Raw genomic sequence first — 18,617 nt, 5'->3', positions numbered from 1 at the left:
ACGATGCACTGGCAAACGCACACCGTTTTTAATCAACCCACCCCGCTGAATAACAGCAATCTGTTTCTGTCCGATACCGCTCTGCGTGAAGCCGTGGTCCGCGAAGGCGCCGGCTGGGATGGCGATCTGCTCGCCAGCATTGGCCAGCAGCTGGGGACAGCCGAATCGCTGGAGCTGGGACGCCTGGCCAACAGCAATCCGCCGGAGCTGCTGCGCTATGACGCCACCGGCGCCCGGCTGGACGACGTGCGCTTCCATCCCGCCTGGCACCTGCTGATGCAGGGGCTGTGCGCGAACCGGGTACATAATCTCGCCTGGCAGGAGGATGCCCGCGAAGGCGCGTTTGTCGCCCGCGCCGCCCGCTTTCTGCTCCATGCCCAGGTGGAGGCCGGGACGTTGTGCCCGATTACCATGACCTTCGCCGCAACGCCCCTGCTGCAGCACGCCCTGCCCGCGCCCTTTCGCGACTGGCTGTCGCCACTGCTGAGCGACCGTTACGATCCGCACCTTGCGCCTGGCGGCCAGAAGCGCGGCCTGCTGATCGGCATGGGGATGACCGAGAAGCAAGGGGGGTCTGATGTGCTGAGCAATACCACTCGCGCGGAGAAAACGGCGGAAGGGTTTTACCGACTGGTGGGACACAAGTGGTTCTTCTCGGTGCCGCAGAGCGATGCTCACCTAGTGCTGGCTCAGGCTCCGACGGGGCTCTCATGCTTCTTTGTGCCGCGTCTGCTGCCCGACGGGCAGCGTAACGGCGTGCGTCTTGAACGCTTAAAAGAGAAGCTCGGCAACCGCTCCAACGCCAGTAGCGAAGTGGAGTTTTATGATGCCTGCGGCTGGCTGGTGGGCGACGAAGGCGACGGCGTGCGGCAGATCCTCAGGATGGGCGGCCTGACCCGCTTTGACTGCGCGCTGGGCAGCCATGCCCTGATGCGTCGCGCCTTCTCGGTGGCGCTGTATCACGCGCTACAGCGTCAGGCGTTTGGCAAAAACCTGGTCGATCAGCCGATGATGCGCCAGCTGCTGGGGCAAATGGCGCTGCGTCTGGAGGGGCAAACCGCGTTTCTGTTTCGCCTGGCTCGCGCCTGGGACCGTCGGGAGGATGCCCGGGAAAGCGCATGGGCGCGCCTGTTTACGCCGGCGGCCAAGTTTGCCATCTGTAAGGCCGGCATCCCGTTTGTCGCCGAGGCGATGGAAGTGCTCGGCGGCATCGGCTATTGCGAGGAGAGCGAACTCCCGCGCCTCTACCGTGAGATGCCGGTCAACAGCATCTGGGAAGGTTCCGGCAACATTATGTGTCTCGATGTCATGCGGGTGCTCAGCAAGCAGCCGGCGGCGATGGAGCTGCTGGCGGCAGAGTGCGCGGAGGTGAAAGGACAGAATCGCCATCTCGACCGCGCGTGGCGTCAACTGCAGCAGCTGCTGAGACGGCCCGCCGAAGAGCAGGGGAGAGAGATTGCCCGGCTGGTCTATCGTCTTGGCGCGGGGGCGCAGATGCTGCGCCACGCTTCGCCGCCGCTGGCTGAAGCCTGGTGTCGGATGATGCTCGACACCCGCGGCGGCATGCGTCTTGATGCGCCGACCCTCGACGACCTGCTGCTGCGGGCCATGGGGCGCGGGCGCCAGGCGCCTCAGGCGTAGAGAATGGCCTGAACGCGCCAGCTGTCCGGCTGTTGTTCTTCGTACATCTGAATAATGCGATACCAGGAGGCGCCTTGCTCGTCCGCTTTGCGGGCAATGGCGTGCTCCACATCCTGTTGGCTGCCGGAAAGATTAGTGACGGAGATCAGACCGATTTCATTCAGGCCAGTGACGCAATCCGCGCTGGCGAATTCGGCTGACTGCGCGGACGTATTGGCCGTCGCAGCGGTAAACAGCAGGCTGGGTAGGGTAAAAGATCGTTTCATCGTCAGCTCCATTTCACGTAGTCCCAAGGGCAGTCCGTTGCTAACGTTCTGCCAGGTGGCTGGCCGAACGTTATTATGCACAGGAGAACGTGAATGGACGCAAAGCTGTGTAAAGCAGATTTAAAGACGCCGCCTCGTCATCGACGATAGAGGATCGCCTGCGAATACCACTGGCCGGGTACCATGGTGTCATCGATCATGATGATGACGTAGTAATCGGCTTTGGCCGCTTCTGCTTTGGCCTTCAGCGCCGCTTCGACATCCATCGGCGAACCGTACATCAGCACACTCACCGTGGCCATTTTCTGCAGGCCAGCCGTCTGGTTACGCTGGATCTCCTGCGGATGGGCGGTGGCGGGCGGCGGGGCTTCCGGCGTTCCCTGCAGGGCACTACACCCGCTGAGGACGATAGCCAGTAACCACGGTGAAAACCTGCGCATAACCATATCTCGTTTCCTGATAGTGATAGTGTAGTGGTAGCCTTAACAGGATTGCCGGGGAATGTTCCCGAACTGTTATCTCTGACGCGATTTTCGAATGAAAATGTTGTGAAAGCGTAACCGGGTTCTCAACATTATGAATCGTAGCAAACTGGGTTGCCCGGTGAATGAATTTTCCCATGACGCCTTACCACGATAGAGAAGGGAGACGATAAATGATTGCACTAGAAATGCGCAACCTCGGCGGCGGTGAAATTTTGCATGCCTGCCCGCAGGAGAGTCTGGATAAACCCTTGCCCTGTATCGTCTTTTATCATGGCTTTACCTCCTCGAAGCTGGTCTACAGCTACTTTGCGGTGGCGTTGGCCGAGGCGGGCTTCCGGGTGATCATGCCGGATGCGCCGGAGCATGGGGCGCGTTATCAGGGCGACGAGGCCGGGCGGATGCAGCGCTTCTGGCCGATCCTGCAGCAGAATTTCAGGGAGTTTCCCGCGTTGCGCGAGGCGATTATCGCCGAGGGATGGCTGGAGGGAGAGCGGCTGGCGGTGGCTGGCGCCTCGATGGGAGGGATGACGGCGCTGGGCATCATGACGCACCATCCCGAACTGAACAGCGTCGCTTGTCTGATGGGGTCGGGCTATTTTCGTTCGCTGTCGCAAACCCTGTTTCCCTCGCCTGGCTTTGATGCTGACAGTCTCCGCGAATGGGATGTCAGCCATCAGCTGGCGTCCCTTGCCCGGCGGCCGCTGTTGCTCTGGCATGGGGACGCTGACGATGTGGTGCCGCCGGAAGAGACCTTCCGTCTTGAGCAGGCGCTGCGGCAAGGCGATCTTACCGCCAGGCTGACCTGCGTCTGGCAAAAGGGCGTCCGCCATCGCATTACGCCAGAGGCGCTGGCCGCGACGGTCGCCTTTTTCCGCCAGCATCTTTAAACGCGGATCACGCTGACGCCCTGATCCTCAAGCTGTTTGAGGATTGCGGCATCAGCTTGTTTCCCGGTGATCACCACGTCAATTTGCCCGGCCTGGCTGAATAACATCCCGGCGCGCTCGCCGACCTTGCTGCTGTCGACCAGCACCGCCAGTTTGCCGACCACGTTGAGCATTTTCTGCTCGGCCATGGCGGTCAGCATATCGGTTTTGTAGAGCCCTTCGGCGGTGAGTCCTTTGCCGCTGGTGAACATCCAGTGTCCGGCATACAGGCTGTTTTCGCTACCGTGGGGGCTGAGCGTGATGGCGTGGCTACGGTTGTACTGTCCACCCATGATAATCACGCTGTCGTGCTCCTGGTCGATCAGGTAATTAGCCAGCGGCAGATAGTTGGTGATGATCTGCACCGGTTTACCGCACAGTTCCCGTCCCAGCAGAAAGGCGGTGGAGCCGCAGTTAATGACGATACTTTCCCCCGGCGCGATCAGCTGCGAAGCGGCGCGTGCGATACGCACTTTTTCATCCAGGTTTTGCGCCTGATGGATATTCATCGGCGTCCAGCGGGGGCGCTGCTCACTAATGGCTTCCGCGCCATTGCGAACCTTTTTCAGTTTGCCGCTTTCATCCAGCTTGTTGATATCACGTCGGGCGGTTGCGGGTGAGATCCCGAGCCGCGACATCACCTGCTCTACGGTAACAAACCCCGTTTGGGCGAGCAGATCCAGCAGAATTTGGTGCCTTTGCGCTTCCGTCATGAGCGAATCCGATTAAAAGTGAACGGCAAAGATGATATTTGAAATCATGTGAAAATACTAACCCTGAGACGGGGTATTTCCGGCAGGCAGTGCCTGCCGGAGGCGGCTTACAGGAAGGATTTGAACGGCAGGTCCGGCTCAATGGTGAAGCAGTCATCGAAGCCGCGCGGGTAGTGATATTCGAAATTGTCTTTATCCAGCGGCCAGGTAAATTTGCCGCCGACCTGCCAGATAAAAGGCTTGAAGCCGTACTTCAGACGATCCTTTTTCATCTCCCACAGGACGCGGATCTCCTGCGGATCGGCCTGAAAGTTTGACCAGATATCATGGTGGAACGGGATCACCACTTTGGCGTTGAGCGACTCCGCCATACGCAGGATATCGGCGCTGGTCATTTTGTCGGTGATGCCGCGCGGGTTCTCGCCATACGAGCCGAGGGCGACGTCAATTTGATGCTCGTTGCCGTGTTTCGCGTAGTAGTTGGAGTAGTGGGAATCGCCGCTGTGGTAGAGATTGCCGCCCGGCGTTTTAAACAGATAGTTGACTGCGCGCTGGTCCATGCCGTCCGGCAGCACGCCGGCGGCTTTTTGATCTGCCGGGAGGGTGATCAGCGCTGTGCGATCGAACGCATCGAGCGCATGGATCTCAATGTCTTTGATCTTCACGACATCGCCAGGTTTCATGACGATACAGCGCGCTTTCGGCACGCCCCAACCGATCCACAGGTCGACGCAGGTTTTCGGGCCGATAAACGGCACATCGGCCGGGCAGTTCTGCATGACGGCGGCGGCGACGTTGACGTCAATATGATCGTTGTGATCGTGGGTCGCGAGGACCGCGTCAATCTGGCGAATGGCGAACGGATCCAGCACGAACGGCGTGGTGCGCAGGTTAGGCTGTAATTTTTTCACGCCTGCCATCCGCTGCATTTGATGGCCGGTTTTCATCAGCGGATTGCCGTGGCTCTGTTTACCGGTGCCGCACCAGAAATCGACGCAGACGTTAGCCCCTCCCTCGGATTTTAACCAGATGCCGGTACAGCCCAGCCACCACATGGCGAAGGTGCCTGGCGCAACCTGCTCTTGTTCAATCTCTTCATTCAGCCAGCTACCCCATTCCGGAAAGGTGTTCAGGATCCATGATTCTCGGGTGATGGTTTGGACTTTACTCATCGCGGTCTTCCTCATGAATTTTCAAAAGTAATCAGTATTTGATTGGTTTTGATTTATGTTGTCACTGTGTTTTCAAGATTGCAATCTTGTTTTCCTGCATTTTTGCGAGGCGTCGCGCATAATTTCCGGGCTCTATCCGCTCAAATTGACGTTAGGTGTTGTTTTATCTATATGATTTAAAGATGTTTATTTGTGTGTCTACGTACATAATTGGTAATGACCAGAGTGAAAGTGAGGATTATTGCGGTGTACGTCACATTTAATCAAATTCAATCTTGTTGTGATTATTTTTGATTATTAGAGTGAGGGCGACGACAACTGCTGAGCGACATGCGCGTTCAAAGCCTTCCTCTTCTGGAGTGTGTTATGGAGATCCTCTACAACATCTTTACCGTCTTCTTTAATCAGGTCATGACCAATGCCCCGCTGCTGCTGGGTATCGTGACCTGTCTTGGCTATATTCTGTTGCGTAAAAGCGTCAGCGTGATTATCAAAGGTACGATCAAAACCATCATTGGTTTCATGCTGTTACAAGCTGGTTCCGGCATCCTCACCAGCACCTTTAAGCCGGTGGTGGCGAAAATGTCAGAGGTCTATGGCATCAATGGCGCGATCTCCGATACTTACGCCTCGATGATGGCGACCATCGACCGGATGGGCGAGGCCTACAGCTGGGTAGGGTATGCGGTGCTCCTGGCACTGGCGCTGAACATCTGTTACGTCCTGCTGCGCCGCATTACCGGTATCCGCACCATCATGCTGACTGGCCATATCATGTTTCAGCAGGCGGGGCTGATTGCGGTCTCGTTCTTCATCTTTGGTTACGGGATGTGGACGACCATTATCTGCACCGCGGTACTGGTCTCTCTGTACTGGGGGATCACCTCCAACATGATGTTCAAGCCGACTCAGCTGGTCACCGACGGCTGCGGCTTCTCCATCGGTCACCAGCAGCAGTTTGCCTCGTGGATTGCCTACAAAGTGGCGCCGTATCTGGGGAAAAAAGAGGAGAGCGTCGAAGACCTCAAGCTGCCCGGCTGGCTGAATATCTTCCACGACAACATCGTCTCTACCGCGATTGTGATGACCATTTTCTTTGGCGCGATCCTGCTTTCCTTCGGTATTGATGTGGTGCAGGCGATGGCGGGCAAAACCCACTGGACGGTCTATATCCTGCAGACCGGTTTCTCCTTCGCGGTGGCTATTTTCATCATTACCCAGGGCGTGCGGATGTTCGTCGCCGAACTGTCCGAAGCCTTCAACGGCATCTCGCAACGCCTGATCCCCGGCGCGGTGCTGGCGATTGACTGCGCCGCGATCTACAGCTTTGCGCCGAATGCGGTGGTGTGGGGCTTTATGTGGGGCACCATCGGCCAGCTGATTGCCGTCGGCATTCTGGTCGGCATCGGCTCTTCAATTCTGATTATTCCAGGCTTTATCCCGATGTTCTTCTCCAACGCGACGATTGGCGTTTTTGCCAACCATTTCGGCGGCTGGCGTGCGGCGCTCAAGATCTGCCTTGTGATGGGCATGGTTGAAATTTTCGGCTGCGTATGGGCGGTGAAGCTCACCGGTATGAGCGCCTGGATGGGGATGGCGGATTGGTCGATTCTGGCGCCGCCGATGATGCAGGGCTTCGCCTCCATCGGGCTGGCGTTTATGGCCGTCATCATCCTGATTGCACTGGCTTATATGTTCTTCGCCGGCCGCGCGCTGCTTGCCGAGGAAGACGCGGAAAAACAACTGGCAGAGGCCTCTGCCCAATAAGGAGTTCTGATTATGACCGTACGTATTCTGGCTGTGTGTGGCAACGGGCAAGGCAGTTCCATGATCATGAAAATGAAGGTGGATCAGTTCCTGACGCAATCCAACATCGACCACACGGTAAACAGCTGCGCGGTAGGTGAATACAAAAGCGAACTGAACGGCGCGGATATCATCATCGCTTCAACCCATATCGCGGGGGAGATTACCGTCTCCGGCAATAAACACGTGGTGGGCGTACGCAATATGCTGTCGCCGGCGGATTTCGGCCCAAAACTGCTGGAGGTGATCAAAGCTCACTTCCCGCAGGACGTGAAATAAGGAGCGGCCATGAAACTGCATGACTCACTGGCGCAGAACCACTCCATTCGCCTGCAGGCGGAAGCGGAAACCTGGCAGGAGGCGGTGAAAATCGGCGTCGATCTGCTGGTGGCCGCCGACGTCGTGGAACCGCGTTACTACCAGGCGATCCTCGACGGCGTCGCGCAACATGGCCCCTATTTTGTTATCGCGCCGGGGCTGGCGATGCCGCACGGGCGGCCGGAAGAGGGCGTTAAGAAAACCGGCTTTGCGCTGGTGACGCTAAAAAAACCGCTGATTTTCAACCATGAAGATAACGACCCGGTCGACATTCTGATCACCATGGCGGCGGTTGACGCCACCACCCACCAGGAGGTGGGCATCATGCAGATCGTTAACCTGTTTGACGATGAAGCCAATTTCGACCGTTTACGCGCCTGCCGTAGCGAGCAGGAAGTGCTGGATTTAATCAAAAACGCCACCGCGGCGGCTGTTTAAAAGGAACACCATCATGTCATTACCTATGTTACAGGTCGCTCTGGACAACCAAACGCTGGCCAGTGCCTATGAAACGACCCGCCTGATCGCCGAAGAGGTGGATATCATTGAAGTCGGTACTATTCTTTGCGTCGGCGAAGGGGTGCGTGCGGTGCGCGATCTGAAGGCGCTGTATCCGCATAAAATCGTGCTGGCGGACGCCAAAATTGCCGACGCCGGCAAGATCCTGTCGCGGATGTGCTTTGAAGCCAACGCCGACTGGGTCACGGTGATCTGCTGTGCCGATATCAATACCGCCAAAGGGGCGCTGGACGTCGCCAAAGAATTTAACGGCGATGTGCAAATTGAGCTGACCGGCTTCTGGACCTGGGAACAGGCGCAGGCATGGCGCGAGGCGGGTATTCAGCAGGTGGTCTATCACCGCAGCCGCGACGCACAGGCGGCAGGCGTGGCGTGGAGCGAGGCGGATATCAGCGCGATTAAACGTTTGTCCGATATGGGCTTCAAAGTGACTGTCACCGGCGGTCTGGCGCTGGAAGACCTGCCGCTGTTCGCGGGTATCCCTATTCACGTCTTTATTGCCGGGCGCAGCATCCGCGATGCCGCCTCGCCGGTGGAAGCGGCGCGCCAGTTTAAACGCTCTATCGCCCAGCTGTGGGGTTAAGGAGCGGTTATGTTGGCGAAATCCATTCCGCTCGGCATCTATGAAAAAGCGCTCCCCGCCGGGGAGTGCTGGCTGGAGCGGCTGCAGCTGGCGAAGGCGCTGGGCTTTGATTTTGTGGAAATGTCTCTCGATGAAACGGACGTGCGCCTTGCGCGACTGGACTGGAGCCCCGAGCAGCGTCTGGCGCTGGTCAAGGCGGTGGCTGACACCGGCGTCCGGGTACCATCGATGTGCCTTAGCGCCCATCGCCGTTTTCCGCTGGGTAGTGAAGACGACGCGGTGCGTCATCAGGGGCTGGAAATTATGCGTAAAGCCATCCAGCTGGCGCAGGATGTGGGGATCCGGGTGATCCAGCTGGCAGGCTACGACGTCTATTACCAGCAGGCGAACGATGAGACGCGCCGCCGCTTTCGCGATGGCCTGAAACAGAGCGTCGAAATGGCCAGCCGTGCCCAGGTCACGCTGGCGATGGAGATCATGGATTACCCGCTGATGAACTCGATCAGTAAGGCCTTAGGCTACGCCCATTACCTGAATAATCCGTGGTTCCAGCTTTACCCTGATATCGGCAATCTGTCAGCGTGGGATAACGATGTCCAGATGGAACTGAAGGCGGGGAGCGGGCATATCGTGGCGGTACACGTCAAAGACACGAAACCTGGCGTCTTTAAAAACGTGCCGTTCGGCGAAGGGGTGGTCGATTTTGAACGCTGCTTCGAAACGCTCAGGCAGACCGGCTACTGTGGCCCGTACCTGATTGAGATGTGGAGCGAAACCAGCGCTGACCCGCTGGCGGAGGTGGCGAAGGCACGTGACTGGGTGAAGGCGCGGATGGCCCGCGCGGGCCTGATGGAGGCGGCGTAATGCAACAACTGAAACAGCAGGTGTTCGAGGCCAATATGGATCTACCGCGCTACGGTCTGGTGACCTTCACCTGGGGCAATGTCAGCGCCATTGACCGGCAGCGCGGGCTGGTGGCGATCAAGCCCAGCGGCGTCGCCTATGAGACCATGAAGGCGGACGATATGGTTGTCGTGGATCTTGAGGGCAACGTGGTGGAAGGGCTGTATCGCCCCTCCTCTGATACCGCCACCCATCTGGCGCTCTATCGTCGTTATCCCGACCTTGGCGGAGTGGTGCATACCCACTCGACGCATGCCACCGCCTGGGCGCAGGCGGGGCTGGCGATCCCGGCGCTTGGCACCACCCATGCGGACTACTTCTTCGGTGATATCCCCTGTACCCGGGCGCTTAGCGCACAGGAGGTGGACGAGGCTTACGAGCTGAACACCGGGCAGGTGATTATCGAAACGCTGGGCGCGTCGAATCCGCTGCATACGCCTGGGATCGTCGTCTATCAGCACGGGCCGTTTGCCTGGGGCAAAGACGCCCACGAGGCGGTACACAACGCGGTGGTGATGGAAGAAGTTGCGCGCATGGCGTGGATTGCCCGCGGGATTAATCCGCAGTTGCAGCCCATCGATAGCTGGCTGATGAATAAGCATTTTCAGCGTAAGCATGGGCCAAACGCCTACTATGGGCAAAAGTAGATAGCGCGCTCCGGGGCTTTCACCCCTCACGGTGAAGCAACTGGTCTGGCCCCGGAGCCGTTTTTTTAGCCCTGACGATAGGCCGACGGCATCACGCGCATGCCGATGAGCGTGACCATACAAATTATCGCGCCGGCGTAAAACGTCGAGGCGGCGCCGAAGGTTTCCCACAGTACCCCTGCGCCGGTACTGGCCAGCAGCAGCGCCAGGCCGCTCATCAGGTTGAACATGCCGAATGCCGTACCGCGTAGTTCCGGCGGCGCGGTATGCGCAACCATCGCTGCCAGCAGGCCCTGGGTCATTCCCATATGAATCCCCCACAGCGCGACGCCGAGCAGTAGCGTACTCCAGTGGCCGCTGAGCGCCAGCACGATATCGGCGAGGATCAGCACCAGCAGTCCCCACTGCAGCAGTTTGCTGTGGCTCATGCTGTCTGAGAGTTTACCGAACGGGTAAGCCGTGAGGCTGTAGACCAGGTTCATCGCCACCATCACCAGCGGGATGGTAAACAGCGGGATCTCCATCTGCTGGGCGCGCAGCACCAGAAAGGCTTCGCTGAAGCGGGCGAGGGTGAAGATGCTGCCGATGGCGACTACCCACCAGTAGGCGGCGGAGAGCTTTTTCAGGTTTTCGCGCTTCAGCGGATTGCTGCGTTTGTGTGCGATGGCGGATTTTGGCTCCTGCAGGCCAAACCCGAGCAGGAGAATGGAGAGCACGGCGGGAATGACCGCCACCCAGAAAATAGCGTGAAAATCGTTGGCCCAGATAAACATCAGCAGCACCGCCAGCAGCGGGCCGAGAAAGGCGCCGACGGTATCCAGCGCCTGGCGAAGCCCGTAGGCGGCGCCGCGGATCTCCGGCGGGGTGACGTCGGCAACCAGCGCATCGCGCGGCGCGCCGCGAATACCTTTCCCTACGCGGTCAATCATGCGGGCGCTAAACACCACTCCGGCGGTGGGGGCGATGGCAAACAGCGGCTTACTGAGCGCGCCCAGGCCGTATCCCAGCAGCGCCAGTCCTTTGCGCTTGCCGACATAGTCGCTGATAACGCCGGAGAAGACTTTCAGGATCAGGGCGGTGGCTTCCGCCAGTCCCTCGATAAGACCGATAATTATCACGCTGGCGCCGAGGGTGGTGGCCATAAACAACGGTAAGAGGCTGTGGATCATCTCGGAGGAGACATCCATCAGCAGGCTGACGCCGCCGAGTACCCAAACGCCTTTGGGGATACGGCCTAAGGTGGCGAAACGCGGAACCATCAATCACTCCTGATTATCAAATGGCGAGTGGCTGATTAAATCAGGTTGCGATGGCGCTGATAAGTCGGTTTGTAAAATAATTCTCAATTGCGTTTAGGTGAAAACCTCGCTTCGCCCCTCGCGAAGAGAGGCGAAGAATCGGCCTGGCGCTAACGGTATATCACCGCGCTGGCGCGAAGCGGGCCGTTGGTTTCGGGTTCGTGCATCAGGATAGGCTGAAAGTATTTCGCCCCCTGCGCATCGCTCATCTGGCTAAGGGCCTGCTCGGCCTCGTGCTCAGTGGCCATATTGTGATTGATATAGATAACGCCGAGGCTCTGCACGTCGTCCATGTTGCGGGCCTGACGTTCGGTGATTTGGATAGCTGCCAGCGCGTTGGCGCTGAAGAAAAGCGCAGCCATCATGGCGATGATTTTCAGTTTCATATACTACGCTCCTGACTGACAGTCCTGACGCTGACTCGGGGGCTCTCCTGTGGTCGTTTGGCTCTGATATAAGTGTAATCGCTGCGCGTTCGTCGCATGGCGACCTTTTCTGATGCAGTCGTTCAAAAAAATGCCGCTTCCTTTATTGGTTAATTTTAAATCACCCACTTAGCGCCACTTGGCGCTTAGTGCGAATTATTTGTGCAAATCCGCTTGTGTTCCTGGGGGGGCGCCATTAGAATGACGCGTCAATTTTTCAGCCGCCCTTTAACACGTTCCTTGCCTCCATGGGCCGCGGCTGACCCAGACAGGAGGCTGAATAATCCGTAAGGAGCAATTCGATGCGTCATTACGAAATCGTTTTTATGGTCCATCCTGACCAGAGCGAACAGGTTCCGGGCATGATCGAACGTTACACTGGTGCAATCACTGCAGCAGCAGGTACGATCCACCGTCTGGAAGACTGGGGCCGCCGTCAGCTGGCTTATCCGATCAACAAACTGCACAAAGCTCACTACGTTCTGCTGAACGTTGAAGCACCGCAGGAAGCGATCGATGAGCTGGAAACTAACTTCCGCTTCAACGACGCCGTTATCCGCAGCATGGTAATGCGTACTAAGCACGCTGTTACCGAAGCATCTCCGATGGTTAAAGCGAAAGACGAGCGCCGTGAGCGTCGCGAAGATTTCGCCAACGAAACCGCAGATGATTCTGAAGCTGGGGATTCTGAAGAGTAATCCTGATGACCAACCGTCTGGAGCTGTCCGGCATTATTTGCAGGACTCCACTTCGTAAGGTCAGCCCGTCAGGAATTCCTCACTGCCAGTTCGTGCTTGAGCATCGTTCAGTGCAGGAGGAAGCCGGTTTTCACCGGCAGGCATGGTGTCAAATGCCCGTTATTATTAGCGGTCACGAAAACCAGGCCATTACTCACAGTATAACGGTCGGTAGCGCAGTAACCGTTCGAGGGTTCATCTCTTGCCATAAGGCAAAGAACGGCTTGAGCAAAATGGTTCTGCATGCCGAGCAGATTGAATTGATAGATTCTGGAGACTAGCCATATGGCACGTTATTTCCGTCGTCGCAAGTTCTGCCGTTTCACCGCGGAAGGCGTTCAAGAGATCGACTATAAAGATATCGCTACGCTGAAAAACTACATCACCGAAAGCGGTAAGATTGTCCCGAGCCGTATCACCGGTACCCGTGCAAAATACCAGCGTCAGCTGGCTCGCGCTATCAAACGCGCTCGCTACCTGTCCCTGCTGCCGTACACTGATCGTCATCAGTAATCGGTCACGGTCCATTAATACGACTTTGAGAGGATAAGGTAATGCAAGTTATTCTGCTTGATAAAGTAGCAAACCTGGGTAGCCTGGGTGATCAGGTTAACGTTAAAGCGGGCTACGCTCGTAACTTCCTGGTCCCGCAGGGTAAAGCTGTTCCTGCTACCAAGAAAAACGTTGAATTCTTCGAAGCACGTCGCGCTGAACTGGAAGCCAAACTGGCTGACGTTCTGTCAGCTGCTGAAGCTCGTGCTGCGCAGATCAACGCCCTGGAATCCGTAACCATCGCGTCCAAAGCTGGCGACGAAGGTAAACTGTTCGGTTCCATCGGTACTCGCGACATCGCTGACGCTGTTACTGCAGCAGGCGTTAAAGTTGCTAAGAGCGAAGTTCGCCTGCCGAACGGCGTTCTGCGTAACGTTGGCGAGCACGAAGTGGACTTCCAGGTTCACAGCGAAGTATTCGCTAAAGTTATCATCAACGTGGTTGCTGAGTAATCGGCCTCTGACGTTCTGGTAACAACAAATCGCCGGCCTTGTGCCGGCGTTTTGCTTTTTAGCGCCTTTCATTTTGCGGCGGCGTAACGCTTGCTGTCGTCTTCTCCGCTATCGCGCACGCACAAAGCTGCCGTTCGACTGGCGGGTAAACAACACCTGCTGGCCGTTGCCGGTATCGATAGTGAGGCCGGTGACTACGCCGTTGGCGTTCTGCCGAATTTGCACCGTCTGTCCGCTCTGCAACGTGCTTAATGGTTTGCCAGCGCCTTCAACCTGCGCCATCGCGTAGACGTCGGTGGCCGGCAGCCCATGATCGCGGAACAGCTGGGCCAGGGTTTTGCCTGACTCGATGCGATAGGTCCGCCACTGCTGCTCAATGCCCGGTGCGGACTGCTGCTGCGAGGATTGATACGGTTGGGAAGCAGGCTGCTGCGTCTGCGCCTGATCTGGCTGCTCGTCCTGAATCGGCTCCGGGGCGACGGGCGCCATCTGATCGGCATCGCTCACGGTCGGCGTATTGGTGATCGGCGGGAGCGGAACGGCCTGATTGCCGCCAGCTTGCGGCTGGGACTGCGACTGAAGATTCAGGTTCGCTTCGCGGCTGTTTGTCGCCGGGCTTTGGCTATCGTCGGAAGGAAGAAGGATACCGATAATGACCAACAGGAAGCCTGCGATGATACCCCGGCGGTGCATCGGGGGAAGCGGGTCCAGGAGGCGAAAATGATCCGGGGCGTGCCAGATCTTCGCCAGGGTAGATGTCAGTTCAAAGCGCCCGGGCATGGCTTTCCTCCTGCTCCGCATATTTTTATCCTGCATATGAGTATAGATGGCTAACGTCCTGATGACCGGAACAAAGTAAAGTTAACCTGCTGCCACCTATTGTTTCTGTTTCGCTGAGATTTGTCATCATCCGCCGACAAAGTTTTACCCATTTCGCTATGGCTGTTATGCTTTCGCACGCTTTTCTCTTGATGTTTATCACCCAAAAAGGAACAAAGATGGCAACCCCAACTTTTGACACTATCGAAGCGCAGGCAAGTTACGGTATCGGCTTGCAGGTTGGACAACAGCTGAGCGAATCCGGCCTGCAGGGGCTGCTGCCGGAAGCGCTGGTGGCGGGTATCGCTGATGCGCTGGAAGGTAACCAGCCGCAGGTGCCGGTAGAAGCCGTTCACCGCGCGCTGCGTGAAATCCACGAGCGTGCTGACGCCGTACGCCGCGAACGTTTCCAGGCTATGGCCGCCGACGGCCAGAAATACCTCGATGAAAACCGCGAGAAAGAGGGTGTGAACAGCACCGAATCTGGTCTGCAGTTCCGCGTACTGGCCCAGGGCGAAGGCCCGATCCCGGCACGTACCGACCGCGTACGCGTGCACTACACCGGCAAACTGATCGACGGCACCGTCTTCGACAGCTCCGTCGCCCGTGGTGAGCCTGCTGAATTCCCGGTGACCGGCGTGATTGGCGGCTGGATTGAAGCGCTGACCCTGATGCCGGTCGGTTCTAAATGGGAACTGACGATCCCGCACAACCTGGCCTACGGCGAACGCGGCGCTGGCGCGTCGATTCCTCCGTTCAGCACCCTGATCTTCGAAGTTGAACTGCTGGACATTATCTAAACAGCAGAGGCTTCCTCTTCCCATGAGGTGGGGGAAGCCGCAAAAATAGCGTAAAATCCTTAAGTTAAAAATTAATTAGAATTATGTTTTGCATTCATCGCGTATGGGTGTATTTTTGTGAGCTATTTCGCGGTGGATGAGTGATATAACACTCACTTTAAACATAAAATTAACATTATATCTAAATCATAGTATTCATCCCTCCGATTCTTACCTAATATCGACTAGCCCTTGCTGGGGTTAATGACAGACGACGGGCCATCAGAGCCTGAACAACACAGACAGGTACAACAGGAAGAAATCACATGGTAGATCAGGTTAAAGTCGCTGCTATTGAGCAGGAGCCGACTGAACAATCGCTACGGCGAAATCTCACAAACCGACATATTCAGCTGATTGCGATTGGCGGGGCGATCGGCACTGGGTTATTTATGGGTTCTGGCAAAACTATCAGCCTTGCCGGGCCATCTATTATTTTTGTTTATATGATTATCGGTTTTATGCTGTTTTTCGTTATGCGAGCCATGGGCGAATTACTGCTGTCGAACCTCGAATATAAATCCTTCAGCGATTTTGCGGCCGATCTGCTGGGGCCGTGGGCGGGCTACTTTACCGGCTGGACCTATTGGTTCTGTTGGGTCGTCACCGGAATGGCGGACGTAGTGGCGATCACCGCCTACGCGCAGTTCTGGTTTCCCGGACTCTCCGACTGGGTCGCCTCGCTGGCGGTGATCCTGCTGCTGCTGGGCCTGAACCTGGCCACCGTCAAAATGTTTGGCGAAATGGAGTTCTGGTTCGCGATGATCAAAATCGTCGCCATCGTGGCGCTAATCGTCGTCGGCCTGGTGATGGTCATGATGCATTTCAAATCGCCGACCGGCGTCGAAGCCTCTTTCGCCCATCTGTGGAATGACGGCGGCTGGTTCCCGAAAGGGCTGAGCGGCTTCTTTGCCGGCTTCCAGATTGCGGTGTTCGCCTTCGTGGGGATTGAGCTGGTGGGGACCACCGCCGCCGAAACCAAAGACCCGGAGAAATCCCTGCCACGGGCGATTAACTCCATCCCGCTGCGTATCATTATGTTCTACGTCTTCGCGCTGATTGTGATTATGTCGGTGACGCCGTGGAGCTCCGTGGTGCCGAGCAAGAGCCCGTTCGTTGAGCTGTTCGTGCTGGTCGGCCTGCCGGCGGCGGCGAGCCTGATCAACTTTGTGGTGCTGACTTCCGCAGCCTCCTCGGCCAACAGCGGCGTGTTCTCTACCAGCCGTATGTTGTTCGGTCTGGCGCAGGATGGTCAGGCGCCGAAGATGTTCGCCAAGCTGTCGAAGCGTGCGGTGCCGGCGAAGGGTTTAACCTTCTCCTGCATGTGCCTGCTGGGCGGTGTGGTCATGCTGATGGTCAACCCGAGCGTGATTGCCGCGTTCACCATGATCACCACGGTGTCGGCGATCCTGTTTATGTTCGTCTGGACGATTATCCTCTGCTCTTATCTGGTCTACCGTAAAAAGCGCCCGCAGCTGCATGAGAAGTCCAAATACAAGATGCCGCTGGGCAAATTCATGTGCTGGGTGTGCATGGCCTTCTTCGTCTTCGTACTGGTGCTGTTGACCCTGGAAGATGATACCCGTGAAGCGCTGATGGTTACCCCGCTGTGGTTTGTTCTGCTGGGCGCGGGCTGGCTGTTTGCCGGCAAAAAACGTCTGGCGAAATAAAAAAGGCCACCCGGAGTGGCCAAATAAGACGGACAATGTCGAGGGCGCCTGCGGGCGCCTTTTTCTTTATTTTCCGGCAAGGGCGCGCGGGAACAGTACGTTATTTTCCAGACTGATGTGCTCCATCAGATCGTCAATCATCTCGTTGATACCGTTATACATCGCCTTCCAGGTGGTGCAGGCTTCCGGCGGCGGCGTCACGTTATGGGTGATGTGCTTAATGACCTCCAGCAGTTCACCCGCTTCATCGTGCTCGCTTTCCATTACGCTGATCGGCCCCCCGGCCTGGGTGCCCATCCCCTGTTTGATCATCGGGAACAGGATCTGCTCCTCTTTCATCATGTGGCTGGAGAGTTCCTGATGCAGCATGGTCAGGTATTTGGTCAGCCCTTTCGGCACGTTCGGTTTATCGGCATGCACACGTTCAACCTTGGTGGCCTGCAGGATCAGCTCCGGCAGCTGTTCGCGGTGCCGGTCGTGATAGCGGACGATGATGTGGTCAATAATCTCCGGGAGGGGCGCCGCGCGCCAGTCGCGGGAAAGAGGCTGCTCGGCCAGTTTCGCCAGCTCGGCTTCAATCACCGCGACATCCAGCGCTTTCCGCGATGCAGCGCGCGCCAGGGTCTGTTTGCCGCCGCAGCAGTAATCCATATCGTATTGACGGAACAGGGCGGAGGCGCGCGGGATGGTCAGCGCCAGCTCGCCTAAAGGTTGGTCACGGAAAGCCATAGCAGTTACCTCGTCATCAGGAATATAAGATGTATTTTAAATGCATCTTTTTGGCGAGGGAATACCCCTTAAGGAGGCCTGGCTACTTTTTTTCGTCCGTCAGCGGCTGCAGCATCGGTTTTTCCGGTCTGGCGCGTACGGCGGAGACCACGCCGAGCACCAGCAACAGGATGCCGCTCAGGGTCAGCAGCGGCGGTAAACTTTGCCGCAGCAGGAAGGTATACAGCAGCCCGGCCAGAGTTTCGAAGACGATCAGCGGCCCGAGGATCACCGTCGGCAGCCGCTGGCTGGCGATATTCCAGCACAGCGCGCCGACCCATGAGCAGAGCACCGCGATGGCCAGCATCAGCGTAATGAACACCGCCGGGCGCGGGCCGAAGGGCAGGGGAAACCCGGCCTGCTGGCCGTGCAGCCAGGCGCAGGCGGCGAGATAGCCGGCCAGCGAAACCGGAAGCGTGACCAGTGCCTGAGCGGTAGCCCACATCATCGGCGGCTGATGCGGATTTTCCCGCAACCAGCGGGCGTTGCGCAGGGCATACCAGGCCCAGCAGGCCACCGATCCCAGCGCCAGCGCGATGCCGGAGCCGTAGCGCCACGGGCTAAAATCAGGCAGCCCCTGGCGCAGTTCTGCGACGTTAACGCAGATCAGGCCCACGGCGATGCAGACCAGCGCCGGAAACAGACGCCGCCACGGCAGCTTTCCGTCGCGCTGGCTGTAGAGCAGATTGGCGAAGACCGGCAAGACCACCGGCAGCGTGCCGATAATCATGGTGGAGACCGGCGCCCCGGTGCGCTGAATGGCGCTGGCCAGGCAGGCGTAATAGATAAGATTTCCCATCATCGTCAGGCCCAGCGCAGTCCACCAGTCGTTGCGGCTCAGCTGGCGCAAACGCGCGCGCCCGAGCCACGCCAGCGGCAGGGCGATCAGGCCCAGCGCCAGATAGCGCCCCATCGACTGCAGCATCGCCGGGTACTCTGGCACCAGCAAAGGCCCGACAAAAATTAATCCCCACATCAGCCCCGCCAGCAGGGCGTACAGCACACCACTAATCATCATTGCATCCGTTGTCATCACAGTTGTCTGCAGTGTAGAAGGGGGCCGGGCAGGAATATTGTA

At 57.6% G+C, this 18,617-nt stretch carries 23 protein-coding genes; 14 read left to right on the top strand and 9 right to left on the bottom strand.

Annotation, left to right across the window (positions count from 1 at the left end; translation table 11 throughout):
- Positions 1 to 3: 3 nt before the first annotated feature.
- Positions 4 to 1,641 (top strand): isovaleryl-CoA dehydrogenase, encoded by a 1,638-nt coding sequence (locus FHW76_RS20900; protein ID WP_044650089.1) that lies wholly within the window; start codon positions 4 to 6, stop codon positions 1,639 to 1,641.
- Here FHW76_RS20900 and yjfN read toward each other — a convergent pair.
- On the bottom strand, positions 1,632 to 1,907 hold the full coding sequence (yjfN, locus tag FHW76_RS20895; RefSeq protein ID WP_008807186.1) for a DUF1471 family protease activator YjfN: 276 nt from the start codon (positions 1,905 to 1,907) through the stop codon (positions 1,632 to 1,634). The two genes, FHW76_RS20900 and yjfN, sit on opposite strands and share 10 nt — an antisense overlap.
- 137 nt (positions 1,908 to 2,044) lie before the next feature.
- On the bottom strand, positions 2,045 to 2,353 hold the full coding sequence (bsmA, locus tag FHW76_RS20890) for a biofilm peroxide resistance protein BsmA (RefSeq protein ID WP_040971218.1): 309 nt from the start codon (positions 2,351 to 2,353) through the stop codon (positions 2,045 to 2,047).
- Between the two features lie 209 nt (positions 2,354 to 2,562).
- Here bsmA and yjfP point away from each other — a divergent pair, with 209 nt between their 5' ends.
- A complete protein-coding gene (yjfP, locus tag FHW76_RS20885) occupies positions 2,563 to 3,279 on the top strand; it encodes an esterase (protein WP_016160153.1) in 717 nt (238 codons plus the stop codon).
- Here the strand turns inward: yjfP and ulaR are convergent.
- Both ulaR and ulaG read right to left on the bottom strand, forming a co-directional pair.
- The gene (gene ulaR, locus FHW76_RS20880; RefSeq protein WP_008807183.1) at positions 3,276 to 4,031 is read right to left on the bottom strand and encodes an HTH-type transcriptional regulator UlaR; all 756 of its coding nucleotides are present in this window, start codon (positions 4,029 to 4,031) and stop codon (positions 3,276 to 3,278) included. The genes yjfP and ulaR overlap by 4 nt on opposite strands.
- 107 nt (positions 4,032 to 4,138) lie before the next feature.
- On the bottom strand, positions 4,139 to 5,203 hold the full coding sequence (ulaG, locus tag FHW76_RS20875) for an L-ascorbate 6-phosphate lactonase (RefSeq protein WP_008807182.1): 1,065 nt from the start codon (positions 5,201 to 5,203) through the stop codon (positions 4,139 to 4,141).
- Between the two features lie 366 nt (positions 5,204 to 5,569).
- On the opposite strand from ulaG, the gene ulaA reads away from it, so the two are divergent.
- Genes ulaA through FHW76_RS20845 form a run of 6 tightly spaced genes read left to right on the top strand, consistent with a single transcriptional unit; the run spans position 5,570 to position 9,979 of the window.
- Positions 5,570 to 6,970, top strand: a complete 1,401-nt coding sequence (ulaA, locus tag FHW76_RS20870; RefSeq protein WP_183476966.1) for a PTS ascorbate transporter subunit IIC — start codon at positions 5,570 to 5,572, stop codon at positions 6,968 to 6,970.
- Positions 6,971 to 6,982: 12 nt separating this feature from the next.
- Positions 6,983 to 7,288, top strand: a complete 306-nt coding sequence (ulaB, locus tag FHW76_RS20865) for a PTS ascorbate transporter subunit IIB (RefSeq protein ID WP_002885682.1) — start codon at positions 6,983 to 6,985, stop codon at positions 7,286 to 7,288.
- 9 nt (positions 7,289 to 7,297) lie between these two features.
- The gene (gene ulaC / locus FHW76_RS20860; RefSeq protein ID WP_008807180.1) at positions 7,298 to 7,765 is read left to right on the top strand and encodes a PTS ascorbate transporter subunit IIA; all 468 of its coding nucleotides are present in this window, start codon (positions 7,298 to 7,300) and stop codon (positions 7,763 to 7,765) included.
- Between the two features lie 13 nt (positions 7,766 to 7,778).
- Positions 7,779 to 8,429 carry a 3-keto-L-gulonate-6-phosphate decarboxylase UlaD gene (ulaD, locus tag FHW76_RS20855; RefSeq protein WP_008807179.1) on the top strand — a complete coding sequence of 217 codons (651 nt, stop codon included), beginning with the start codon at positions 7,779 to 7,781 and terminating at the stop codon, positions 8,427 to 8,429.
- A 9-nt stretch (positions 8,430 to 8,438) separates the two neighbouring features.
- The gene (locus FHW76_RS20850) at positions 8,439 to 9,293 is read left to right on the top strand and encodes an L-ribulose-5-phosphate 3-epimerase (protein ID WP_044650088.1); all 855 of its coding nucleotides are present in this window, start codon (positions 8,439 to 8,441) and stop codon (positions 9,291 to 9,293) included.
- Positions 9,293 to 9,979, top strand: coding sequence for an L-ribulose-5-phosphate 4-epimerase (locus FHW76_RS20845; protein WP_012969108.1), 687 nt, complete (start codon positions 9,293 to 9,295; stop codon positions 9,977 to 9,979). The genes FHW76_RS20850 and FHW76_RS20845 overlap by 1 nt, the downstream gene beginning before the upstream one ends.
- Positions 9,980 to 10,044: 65 nt before the next feature.
- On the opposite strand, the gene FHW76_RS20840 is transcribed toward FHW76_RS20845, so the two are convergent.
- Together FHW76_RS20840 and FHW76_RS20835 are read right to left on the bottom strand one after the other, a co-directional pair.
- The gene (locus FHW76_RS20840) at positions 10,045 to 11,238 is read right to left on the bottom strand and encodes an MFS transporter (protein WP_008807176.1); all 1,194 of its coding nucleotides are present in this window, start codon (positions 11,236 to 11,238) and stop codon (positions 10,045 to 10,047) included.
- A 149-nt stretch (positions 11,239 to 11,387) separates the two neighbouring features.
- Complete coding sequence (locus tag FHW76_RS20835) at positions 11,388 to 11,663, bottom strand: DUF1471 domain-containing protein (RefSeq protein WP_002885689.1); 276 nt, start codon at positions 11,661 to 11,663, stop codon at positions 11,388 to 11,390.
- Between the two features lie 341 nt (positions 11,664 to 12,004).
- Between FHW76_RS20835 and rpsF the strand changes: the two genes are divergently transcribed.
- Genes rpsF through rplI form a run of 4 tightly spaced genes read left to right on the top strand, consistent with a single transcriptional unit; the run spans position 12,005 to position 13,443 of the window.
- The gene (rpsF, locus tag FHW76_RS20830; RefSeq protein ID WP_008807174.1) at positions 12,005 to 12,400 is read left to right on the top strand and encodes a 30S ribosomal protein S6; all 396 of its coding nucleotides are present in this window, start codon (positions 12,005 to 12,007) and stop codon (positions 12,398 to 12,400) included.
- A 5-nt stretch (positions 12,401 to 12,405) separates the two neighbouring features.
- Positions 12,406 to 12,720, top strand: a complete 315-nt coding sequence (gene priB, locus FHW76_RS20825; protein WP_002885722.1) for a primosomal replication protein N — start codon at positions 12,406 to 12,408, stop codon at positions 12,718 to 12,720.
- Between the two features lie 4 nt (positions 12,721 to 12,724).
- Positions 12,725 to 12,952, top strand: coding sequence for a 30S ribosomal protein S18 (gene rpsR / locus FHW76_RS20820; protein ID WP_000135199.1), 228 nt, complete (start codon positions 12,725 to 12,727; stop codon positions 12,950 to 12,952).
- A gap of 41 nt (positions 12,953 to 12,993) precedes the next feature.
- Positions 12,994 to 13,443, top strand: coding sequence for a 50S ribosomal protein L9 (gene rplI, locus FHW76_RS20815; RefSeq protein WP_008807173.1), 450 nt, complete (start codon positions 12,994 to 12,996; stop codon positions 13,441 to 13,443).
- A 108-nt stretch (positions 13,444 to 13,551) separates the two neighbouring features.
- On the opposite strand, the gene FHW76_RS20810 is transcribed toward rplI, so the two are convergent.
- Complete coding sequence (locus FHW76_RS20810) at positions 13,552 to 14,223, bottom strand: LysM-like peptidoglycan-binding domain-containing protein (protein ID WP_022064856.1); 672 nt, start codon at positions 14,221 to 14,223, stop codon at positions 13,552 to 13,554.
- 218 nt (positions 14,224 to 14,441) lie between these two features.
- Here FHW76_RS20810 and fklB point away from each other — a divergent pair, with 218 nt between their 5' ends.
- Complete coding sequence (gene fklB / locus FHW76_RS20805) at positions 14,442 to 15,062, top strand: FKBP-type peptidyl-prolyl cis-trans isomerase (protein WP_022064857.1); 621 nt, start codon at positions 14,442 to 14,444, stop codon at positions 15,060 to 15,062.
- 305 nt (positions 15,063 to 15,367) lie between these two features.
- A complete protein-coding gene (gene cycA / locus FHW76_RS20800; protein ID WP_008807170.1) occupies positions 15,368 to 16,771 on the top strand; it encodes a D-serine/D-alanine/glycine transporter in 1,404 nt (467 codons plus the stop codon).
- A 66-nt stretch (positions 16,772 to 16,837) separates the two neighbouring features.
- Here the strand turns inward: cycA and ytfE are convergent, their stop codons facing one another.
- Both ytfE and FHW76_RS20790 read right to left on the bottom strand, forming a co-directional pair.
- Complete coding sequence (ytfE, locus tag FHW76_RS20795) at positions 16,838 to 17,500, bottom strand: iron-sulfur cluster repair protein YtfE (RefSeq protein ID WP_008807169.1); 663 nt, start codon at positions 17,498 to 17,500, stop codon at positions 16,838 to 16,840.
- An 82-nt stretch (positions 17,501 to 17,582) separates the two neighbouring features.
- Positions 17,583 to 18,554, bottom strand: coding sequence for a DMT family transporter (locus tag FHW76_RS20790; protein ID WP_012969105.1), 972 nt, complete (start codon positions 18,552 to 18,554; stop codon positions 17,583 to 17,585).
- Between the last annotated feature and the right edge of the window lie 63 nt (positions 18,555 to 18,617).

Origin of the sequence: Klebsiella sp. RC2, assembly GCF_014192815.1 — a bacterium.
GTDB lineage: Bacteria > Pseudomonadota > Gammaproteobacteria > Enterobacterales > Enterobacteriaceae > Klebsiella > Klebsiella variicola.
This window is presented reverse-complemented; position numbering and strand designations above follow the sequence as displayed.

What these genes read in the sequence shown, in the direction of transcription:
- FHW76_RS20900 (WP_044650089.1), top strand. Translation starts at nt 4, where the DNA reads ATGCACTGGCAAACGCACACCGTTTTTAATCAACCCACCCCGCTGAAT.
- yjfN (WP_008807186.1), bottom strand. Translation starts at nt 1,907, where the DNA reads ATGAAACGATCTTTTACCCTACCCAGCCTGCTGTTTACCGCTGCGACG.
- bsmA (WP_040971218.1), bottom strand. Translation starts at nt 2,353, where the DNA reads ATGGTTATGCGCAGGTTTTCACCGTGGTTACTGGCTATCGTCCTCAGC.
- yjfP (WP_016160153.1), top strand. Translation starts at nt 2,563, where the DNA reads ATGATTGCACTAGAAATGCGCAACCTCGGCGGCGGTGAAATTTTGCAT.
- ulaR (WP_008807183.1), bottom strand. Translation starts at nt 4,031, where the DNA reads ATGACGGAAGCGCAAAGGCACCAAATTCTGCTGGATCTGCTCGCCCAA.
- ulaG (WP_008807182.1), bottom strand. Translation starts at nt 5,203, where the DNA reads ATGAGTAAAGTCCAAACCATCACCCGAGAATCATGGATCCTGAACACC.
- ulaA (WP_183476966.1), top strand. Translation starts at nt 5,570, where the DNA reads ATGGAGATCCTCTACAACATCTTTACCGTCTTCTTTAATCAGGTCATG.
- ulaB (WP_002885682.1), top strand. Translation starts at nt 6,983, where the DNA reads ATGACCGTACGTATTCTGGCTGTGTGTGGCAACGGGCAAGGCAGTTCC.
- ulaC (WP_008807180.1), top strand. Translation starts at nt 7,298, where the DNA reads ATGAAACTGCATGACTCACTGGCGCAGAACCACTCCATTCGCCTGCAG.
- ulaD (WP_008807179.1), top strand. Translation starts at nt 7,779, where the DNA reads ATGTCATTACCTATGTTACAGGTCGCTCTGGACAACCAAACGCTGGCC.
- FHW76_RS20850 (WP_044650088.1), top strand. Translation starts at nt 8,439, where the DNA reads ATGTTGGCGAAATCCATTCCGCTCGGCATCTATGAAAAAGCGCTCCCC.
- FHW76_RS20845 (WP_012969108.1), top strand. Translation starts at nt 9,293, where the DNA reads ATGCAACAACTGAAACAGCAGGTGTTCGAGGCCAATATGGATCTACCG.
- FHW76_RS20840 (WP_008807176.1), bottom strand. Translation starts at nt 11,238, where the DNA reads ATGGTTCCGCGTTTCGCCACCTTAGGCCGTATCCCCAAAGGCGTTTGG.
- FHW76_RS20835 (WP_002885689.1), bottom strand. Translation starts at nt 11,663, where the DNA reads ATGAAACTGAAAATCATCGCCATGATGGCTGCGCTTTTCTTCAGCGCC.
- rpsF (WP_008807174.1), top strand. Translation starts at nt 12,005, where the DNA reads ATGCGTCATTACGAAATCGTTTTTATGGTCCATCCTGACCAGAGCGAA.
- priB (WP_002885722.1), top strand. Translation starts at nt 12,406, where the DNA reads ATGACCAACCGTCTGGAGCTGTCCGGCATTATTTGCAGGACTCCACTT.
- rpsR (WP_000135199.1), top strand. Translation starts at nt 12,725, where the DNA reads ATGGCACGTTATTTCCGTCGTCGCAAGTTCTGCCGTTTCACCGCGGAA.
- rplI (WP_008807173.1), top strand. Translation starts at nt 12,994, where the DNA reads ATGCAAGTTATTCTGCTTGATAAAGTAGCAAACCTGGGTAGCCTGGGT.
- FHW76_RS20810 (WP_022064856.1), bottom strand. Translation starts at nt 14,223, where the DNA reads ATGCCCGGGCGCTTTGAACTGACATCTACCCTGGCGAAGATCTGGCAC.
- fklB (WP_022064857.1), top strand. Translation starts at nt 14,442, where the DNA reads ATGGCAACCCCAACTTTTGACACTATCGAAGCGCAGGCAAGTTACGGT.
- cycA (WP_008807170.1), top strand. Translation starts at nt 15,368, where the DNA reads ATGGTAGATCAGGTTAAAGTCGCTGCTATTGAGCAGGAGCCGACTGAA.
- ytfE (WP_008807169.1), bottom strand. Translation starts at nt 17,500, where the DNA reads ATGGCTTTCCGTGACCAACCTTTAGGCGAGCTGGCGCTGACCATCCCG.
- FHW76_RS20790 (WP_012969105.1), bottom strand. Translation starts at nt 18,554, where the DNA reads ATGATTAGTGGTGTGCTGTACGCCCTGCTGGCGGGGCTGATGTGGGGA.